This is a genomic window from Bacteroides sp. OM05-10AA (genome assembly GCF_003439055.1).
Taxonomy (GTDB): Bacteria; Bacteroidota; Bacteroidia; order Bacteroidales; family Bacteroidaceae; genus Bacteroides; species Bacteroides intestinigallinarum.
This window is the reverse complement of the sequence record NZ_QSUR01000076.1, coordinates 1-7,785: the sequence shown is the minus strand read 5'-3', so window position 1 is coordinate 7,785 and position 7,785 is coordinate 1. Positions and strand designations below refer to the sequence as shown.

The 7,785-nt window shown below is 41.7% G+C and carries 5 protein-coding genes and 1 pseudogene; 3 read left to right on the top strand and 3 right to left on the bottom strand.

The features are described from left to right. Window positions 1–61: 61 nt before the first annotated feature. The 3 genes from mtgA to DXB58_RS27345 all read right to left on the bottom strand — a co-directional run bounded on the left by mtgA (window position 62) and on the right by DXB58_RS27345 (window position 3,031). Window positions 62–820 carry a monofunctional biosynthetic peptidoglycan transglycosylase gene (gene mtgA, locus DXB58_RS27355; protein WP_122138866.1) on the bottom strand — a complete coding sequence of 253 codons (759 nt, stop codon included), beginning with the start codon at window positions 818–820 and terminating at the stop codon, window positions 62–64. After that, complete coding sequence (locus DXB58_RS27350) at window positions 798–1,514, bottom strand: OmpA family protein (RefSeq protein ID WP_004300348.1); 717 nt, start codon at window positions 1,512–1,514, stop codon at window positions 798–800. The genes mtgA and DXB58_RS27350 overlap by 23 nt, the downstream gene beginning before the upstream one ends. Before the next feature lie 164 nt (window positions 1,515–1,678). Then, complete coding sequence (locus tag DXB58_RS27345; protein ID WP_122138865.1) at window positions 1,679–3,031, bottom strand: MATE family efflux transporter; 1,353 nt, start codon at window positions 3,029–3,031, stop codon at window positions 1,679–1,681. 91 nt (window positions 3,032–3,122) lie between these two features. On the opposite strand from DXB58_RS27345, the gene DXB58_RS27340 reads away from it, so the two are divergent. The 3 genes and pseudogenes from DXB58_RS27340 (at window position 3,123) to DXB58_RS27330 (ending at window position 7,638) form a co-directional block, all read left to right on the top strand. Then, window positions 3,123–4,508, top strand: coding sequence for a GDSL-type esterase/lipase family protein (locus DXB58_RS27340; RefSeq protein WP_122138864.1), 1,386 nt, complete (start codon window positions 3,123–3,125; stop codon window positions 4,506–4,508). A 192-nt stretch (window positions 4,509–4,700) separates the two neighbouring features. After that, window positions 4,701–6,572: pseudogene (locus DXB58_RS27335) on the top strand (PAS domain-containing sensor histidine kinase). Window positions 6,573–6,699: 127 nt separating this feature from the next. Beyond that, on the top strand, window positions 6,700–7,638 hold the full coding sequence (locus DXB58_RS27330) for a helix-turn-helix domain-containing GNAT family N-acetyltransferase (protein ID WP_122138863.1): 939 nt from the start codon (window positions 6,700–6,702) through the stop codon (window positions 7,636–7,638). The last annotated feature ends 147 nt before the right edge of the window (window positions 7,639–7,785 follow it).

Here is a 7,785-nt window from a genome sequence, read left to right as displayed (position 1 = left end):
GCGAAAGTAGGAAGAAAACTACTTCGTTTTCCTCCTACTCGATTTATTTATGATTCAATTATCACTTGCCTTTCTTGTTTTTGCTTTTTTTCTTTTCAACGGCTTTCTTTTCTACAGCTTTCTCTTCAGGTGGAAATTTAGGAACCAGATTCATCAGCCGTAATATCTGATTTTGTCGTTTTAATATGTATGACGAAGGTTTCGCCGAGTTAAACCGTATCGGATTGGGCAGAGTAGCGGCGATAAGTGCGCATTGTCCCCGGGTCAACTGGGCAGCTGTTGTTCCGAATTTTACCTTTGCGGTGGCTTGCGCGCCGTAGATGCCATTTCCCATTTCTATAGAGTTGAGATAGACTTCCATGATTCGTTCTTTCGACCAGAACAGTTCGATGAGAAACGTAAAGTAGACTTCGAGTCCCTTGCGTACCCACGAAGATTGCGGCCATAAGAACACATTCTTGGCTGTCTGCTGACTAATGGTGCTTGCTCCGCGTTTCCGTTTGCGTGTTTCGTTCTCTTTCATCGCTTTCTTGATTTCTACAAGATCGAATCCGTTGTGTTCGGCAAAACGGTTGTCTTCGGAGGCTATGACCGCCATCGGCAGGTTGGGAGATATCTTATCAAAAGAAACCCACGTGTGCTTCCACGTGGGTTTATCTCCTGAAAAAATCTGCTGAACGCTTCGGATAACCATCAACGGAGTGACATAAACCGGCATAAACCGATACACAATCACTGCCAACAGAGTGGATGCAAAGAAGAAAATCAGCAGGTTGCGCGTATAGCGCAGAATTTTTTTAATTAGCAGCTGCTTGTGCATCTTTAATCATTTGTTCACTTGCGTACATGTATACTTCTACACGACGGTTTTGTTCGCGACCGGCAGCAGTATCATTGCTTGCAACGGGATCGCTTTCACCCATTCCCTGTACACCTTTGATCTGATTGGTGGAAACACCACAACTCAACAAATAACTAGACACGCTCTGTGCACGTTCTTGTGACAAGTTCAGATTTTTCTGCTGGCTTTGTGCGGCAGTGCTGTTTTTCCAGCCCTGGTTGTCAGTGTATCCGTAGATAGACACGTCCATATCCCGGTTCTGATTGAGCACATTGTTGGCAAACTTGCTTAAAGCAGATTTAGCAGCAGCACTTAGATTTGCATTACCGGTAGTGAAAAGAATACCCGAGTCGAATGTTACTTTCACGGCTTGCAATCCGTTGTTGTCTGTTATCTGTTCTACTTGTGCGCCTTCAATTTGTTTTGCTTCTGCTGCTGCTTTGTCCATCTTCTTACCGATAAGAGCACCCGTACCTGCACCTACTGCCGTACCGATAGCAGCACCAATAGCGGCACCTTTACCTTTACCGATAACACCTCCCAGGATTGCACCCAGTGCAGCACCCGAACCACCACCGATAGCAGCACCTTTACCAGTGTTGTTCATACTTCCACAGCTACCAAATATCATGGCAATACTCATGAAGAGAACCATAAATTTCATCTTGTTCATAATGTTGATGTTTTTTTTAATTGGTTTATAAATAATGTTTTTATACGAATCGCTTCGTATTATAAATAACAATGCAAAGATACATATTATTTGGCAAGCATGTACTTTTTAAGTTAAAATAACTCGGATGAATCCCTTTGTTTGTTAATAAAGGAAAACGAACATTATCCTTTTATCGTTGAAGGAATACTTAAGCACTTCTTTTTGATAATAATGAACCAACTCAAAAGAATTAAACCTTTGGCAACGGTGGTGACGCAGACTGCCCACCAGATTCCTTCCACTCCCATACCCATCCGTACAAACAGGATAGCAAGCGGAATACGCATATAGTTGCAACTGATGCTGATAATGGCAGGGGGTATTGTGCGGCCGATGCCGTAGAAAACTCCCTGCATGGTGATTTCGAGCATCATAAAGAGCTGGGAATATCCGTCGATACGAAGGAATACGCCTCCGGCTTCATAAGCAGCCTGTTCGGGCACGAATATGGCGAAAACTTCGTTTCCGAAGAAAACGAATAGCAAAGTACAGAGTGTACCGAAGATTCCCGTCATCCATAGGGTAGTGTACCAGGATTTAAGTACCCGTTCGATTCGTCCGGCAGCATAATTTTGGGCGATGAAGGCACTTAGTGCGGTGGAGAATCCCTGTGAGGTGTTCCAGGTAATTGCTTCGATTTGTCCCCCGGTGGTGAACGTCATTAAGCCGATGTGCCCTCCCTGTTCGGAAGCGGTGCGGCAGAGGAACATGTTGACGAAGGCAAACAATGTATTTAAAGTCGCTACGGGTAATCCAAGTTTAAGGATTCTCCGCGTGTACTTTTCCTTTAGCCGGGTGAAGAAAGGGAAACCGCCCAACAGCGCATCCCTACAACGCAACTGATAGACGAAAATCAGGAAAACACTTGCTTCTGCAATCCAGGTGGCGTACGCCGCACCGTTTGTTCCCAGTCCGAAACCGAATATAAAGAGTGGGTCCAGAACGATATTCAATATCAATCCTGTGCCACTGATAAAGAACGGGACTTTGCTGCGCCCTGCTGCATTATAAATTCCGGTGAAGGCAGCGGAAAGGAAAACGAAAGGTAATCCGGTAGAAACAATCCGCAGATATTGAATGGCATTGGCTGTGATATGTTCCTCAAGTTCATAAATACGTATGATAGGTTCTGCAAATATAAAAAGGAGTCCGCCCCAGCAAATGGAAATAACCAGAGCAATCGTGATATTATGAGACGCGAAGCTACGGGCATCTTCCTGACTTTGCGCACCGATGGATTGTCCGACACTCACTTCAGATCCTACCTTATTTAATAAGGAGATAGAACCGGACATCCATGTCAGGATTCCGACAGAACCGATAGCGGCTACGGCTTCACTTCCCAACCGTCCTACCCATGCCATATCTGTGAGGCTATATGCCATTTGAATAAACGACGTTGCCATGATCGGCATTGCCAGATTAAACAGTTGGCGGTTGATGGGGCCTTTTGTCAGATTCTTTATTCCTTGCATATATTTTTTCTATTCAAAATGAGGTGCAAAGATACGTAAAATTACTATCTTCGCACGTCTAATTATTCATTAATCAAAGTATATAGATACTATGAAACAGAAAATTTCTACTATTTTTCTCCTGTTATTTATCTTACTGGCAGGTTCGCAAGTGGTAGCACAGAATGCTCCGAAACCTTTTGATATCGAACAACCCTCACTTCGCGTATTCCTTCCGGCGCCGGAACTGGCAACGGGGCGTGCTGTGGTCGCTTGTCCGGGTGGCGGATATTCGCATTTGGCTTTCGATCATGAAGGTTGTGACTGGGCACCCTATTTTAATAAGCAAGGTATTGCATTGATTGTTTTGAAATACCGGATGCCGAACGGTGATCGTACACTACCGATTTCAGATGCTGAAGCAGCTATGAAAATGGCGCGTGACAGTGCTGATGTTTGGAATTTGAATCCCAATGATATCGGTATCATGGGCTCATCTGCCGGTGGACATCTGGCGTCTACCATTGCCACTCACGCCAAACCCGAACTTCGTCCGAATTTCCAGATTCTGTTCTATCCTGTGATTACGATGGATAAATCTTATACCCACATGGGTTCTCACAACAATCTTCTGGGAAAAGATGCTTCTGCCGAATTGGAAACGGAATATTCCAATGAGAAACAAGTGACGAAAGATACACCACGTGCTTTCATCGTTTACAGTGACGACGACAAGGTGGTTCCACCTGCTAATGGAGTTAATTATTATCTGGCTCTGAATAAGAACAATGTTCCTTCAGTACTTCATATCTATCCTTCCGGCGGACATGGATGGGGGATTCGCGAAGGTTTCCTCTACAAGAGTGAGATGCTGAATGAGCTGACTTCCTGGCTTCGTAGTTTTAAAGTGCCTCATAAAGATGCCATCCGTGTAGCTTGTATCGGCAATAGTATAACGTATGGAGCACGTATCAAGAATCGCGATCGTGATAGCTATCCTGCTGTGTTAGGTCGTATGCTGGGGGAGGCTTATTGGGTAAAGAATTTTGGAGTAAGTGCCCGTACTCTGTTGAATAAGGGCGATAATCCTTATATGAACGAAAAGGCTTATCAGGATGCGCTGGCTTTCAATCCCAATATCGTTGTCATCAAACTGGGTACGAATGACAGTAAATCGTTCAACTGGAAGTATAAAGCCGACTTCACGAAAGATCTTCAAACAATGGTTGATGCTTTCAAAGCATTGCCTGCCCAACCGAAAATTTATCTTTGTTATCCTTCCAAAGCCTATCAGACCGGAGATAATATCAATGACGATATAATCTCTAAAGAAATTATTCCGATGATAAAGAAAGTTGCTAAGAAAAACAACCTGTCCGTCATCGATCTTCATACGGCAATGGACGGAATGCCCGAACTATTCCCGGATAAGATTCATCCGAATGAAGCAGGTGCCAAAGTGATGGCAAAAGCTGTTTATCAGTCCTTGAAAAAGTAAAATAGAAACACAATAAATGCAGAATTTCCGGTTGGAACAATCTCTTTATGAGAAAGTTTTAACCGGAAATTTTTTAGTTTAACGACGAATAAACTTCTTATAATATGCTAAAAAAATATCTTTCTGAAAGTCCAGTTTGTGGGTAATCTGTATTTTTGCGCCCGAAAAAGTATTAAAATGATAAATAGCGTTATGAATAGACTACAAGATTTCACTTTTTTCTCGCAGTTGATGGCTAACGCTAATATGGGATGGTGGAAAGCCAATTTATCAACTGCGAATTATGAATGTTCTGATTTTATATTAGAATTATTAGGTCTGGATAAGACCGGAGTTATAAGTTTTGAGGATTTCAATAAACGTATTCTGAAGGAGGAGCAACGTCCTACGACTGTCCATTCTTTTGGCGTGCATCAAAGACCGGAAGCGGTATATTTACTTGATACGGTGAAAGGAGCTGTCTGGATGCGTAGTAAGATCTGCTTTCAAGAAACGGACGAAGACGGAAATGAAATTGTTTATGGTATAGCCGAAGTGCAAGATGCTCCCGATATGGCATCTGCTTATCAGGCATTGCAGTATAGTGAACGTCTCTTATATAACATTTTCAAGCATTTACCAATCGGCATCGAACTATATAATATGGATGGAGTATTGATAGATTTGAACGATAAGGAATTGGAGATGTTTCATGTAGAGAAGAAAGAAGATATATTGGGTATCAATATTTTCGAGAATCCTATTTTCCCGAAAGAAATGAAAGAGCGGTTGAAGAAGAATGAAGATGCCGACTTTACTTTCCGCTATGACTTCTCGAAAGTAGGTTCCTATTATCAGAACTCCCAAAAGGAGGGCAAGATTGATTTGGTGACTAAGGTGACTACGTTGTATGATAACGAACACCAACCGATAAATTACCTGTTGATTAATGCGGATAAGACAGAAACAACTGTGGCTTATAATAAAATCCAGGAGTTTGAAGAGTTTTTTGAACTGGTCGGTGATTATGCTAAGGTTGGTTATGCTCACTTCAATGTTTTGACCGGACATGGTTACGCCCAAAAGAGCTGGTACGATAATGTAGGTGAAGAAGATGAAACTCCTTTATCCGAAATCTTTTCTGCATACCGGCATTTCCATCTCGACGACCGTGCCCTATTGATTCAGTTTTTGGACGATGTGCGGAAAGGACTTACTGTCAAACTTAGCAAAGAGATGCGTATCTATAGAGAGGATGGCACCTGCACATGGACGTATGTCCATTTGTTAGTCAGGAAATATGCCCCGCAAGATCAGATTATCGAAATAATCAGCATCAATTATGACATCACAGAACTGAAACGGACAGAGGAAATGCTTGTCAAAGCACGCGATAAAGCCGAAGCATCCGATCGTTTAAAGTCTGCTTTCCTGGCCAATATGAGCCATGAAATCCGTACTCCTTTGAATGCTATCATCGGGTTTTCGAGCTTGTTGGCTAGTACGGAGGATGCAGCGGAAAAAGAACTTTATAATTCTCTGATCGGCCACAACAACAAACTTCTGCTTAATCTGATTAATGACGTGATTGATCTCTCTAAGATAGAATCCGGATATATAGAACTCCATCCGGACTGGGTTAATCTTACCGAACTTCTTAACGAGAGCGTGGCGGAGTATGTTCATCAAGTACCTTCCGGTGTTGAACTCTTAACCAACTATCCCGAGCATGCTTTTCTGGCAGAACTGGATAAGCTGCGCATCAAACAGATAGTAAGTAACTTCCTCTCGAATGCTTTAAAGAATACTACCACCGGACATGTGGAAGTCTTCTATGAGATAGACCATCAGTTTGTCCGAATCGGTGTTAAAGACACCGGCCGGGGTATCCCGCAAAATATGCTTGAAAAGATATTTGAAAGGTTTGAAAAGTAGGATTCCTTTGTTCAAGGAGCCGGTTTGGGCTTATCTATTTGTAAATTGATCGTCGAAAAAATGAATGGGCGGATATTAGTAGATTCCCAACTGGGGATAGGCACCACTTTCATAATCGAATTACCGTGCCATTCTATACCTGTTGAATGAGTATATTGGGGAAAATATAAAAAAGAAAGATTCCCTTGATTCATGAATATTGCCCTGAAAGTTTGCGATAAATAATATATTTCACCCTTTAGTTGACTTTGTCAACTAAAGGGCTTATCTTTGCGCCATGAAACAGGAACATGTGAATAGTATAAGAACCTTTAACAGGTTCTATACAAAGTTGTTAGGCGTACTTAACAAGTATTATTTAGAAAGTGAATTTGGACTTCCCGAGGTTCGCATTATTCAGGATGTTTATTTGCACCCTGATAGAAGTTCCAAAGATATATCCAGTGAGTTAAACATGGATAAAGGTTTGCTCTCCCGTTTATTAAAACAACTGGAACAAAAAGGGTATATATGTCGAAAAGGAACAGAAAGAGATAGTCGCATGGGGCTGATAAATCTCACACAAAAAGGATGTGAAATTTATCATCGCTTAAATGCTGCCGCTAATCAATCTGTGGAGGAAATCTTTGCACACCTGAATGATAACCAACTGCAAGAGATAATAAATAGTATGGACTTCATCTATAATACAATGAACGAAAAGGAAACAAATCTTGCAGTTAAGAATGTTGCACCCATTGTTATACGTCCAATAGAGGAAGAGGATAATACTTCAATTGCTTGTGTACTTCGTGCTTCAGTTGAAGAACATGACACTCCTAAAGTCGGCACATTTTATGATGATCCACATACAGATATGATGTTTCAGACTTTTAATATAAAAAATGCAGAATATTGGGTGGTTGAATGTGACGGTGTAATATTGGGTGGTGGCGGTTTTTATCCAACTAAAGGCTTGCCAAAAGGGTACGCTGAATTGTCAAAATTCCATTTTAAACCGGAGCTTAGGGGGAAAGGAATTGGAAAACGCCTACTTCAACTAATAGAACAGCGAGCAATAAAGGCTGGATATACATATATGTATATTGTTTCATATCACCAGTTTGGAAATGCTGTCGCTATGTATGAAAAATGCGGGTATAAGCACATAAGTAGTGCATTAGATCAGTCAGGGCTGTATCAAGACGCGCCTTTTCATATGGTGAAAGAGTTGTAGATAAAAGTGTGACTATCATTTTTAGAAAATATGATAGTGGTTATTGGTTACGGATATAATATAAAAAAACTCCTTCAATACCTTGATATTGTAGGAGTTATCTTTGTACGCTCGGCATGAGCATTATCTAACGGGTGTAAGTCCCGA

What these genes read in the sequence shown, in the direction of transcription:
- mtgA (WP_122138866.1), bottom strand. Translation starts at nt 820, where the DNA reads ATGCACAAGCAGCTGCTAATTAAAAAAATTCTGCGCTATACGCGCAAC.
- DXB58_RS27350 (WP_004300348.1), bottom strand. Translation starts at nt 1,514, where the DNA reads ATGAACAAGATGAAATTTATGGTTCTCTTCATGAGTATTGCCATGATA.
- DXB58_RS27345 (WP_122138865.1), bottom strand. Translation starts at nt 3,031, where the DNA reads ATGCAAGGAATAAAGAATCTGACAAAAGGCCCCATCAACCGCCAACTG.
- DXB58_RS27340 (WP_122138864.1), top strand. Translation starts at nt 3,123, where the DNA reads ATGAAACAGAAAATTTCTACTATTTTTCTCCTGTTATTTATCTTACTG.
- DXB58_RS27330 (WP_122138863.1), top strand. Translation starts at nt 6,700, where the DNA reads ATGAAACAGGAACATGTGAATAGTATAAGAACCTTTAACAGGTTCTAT.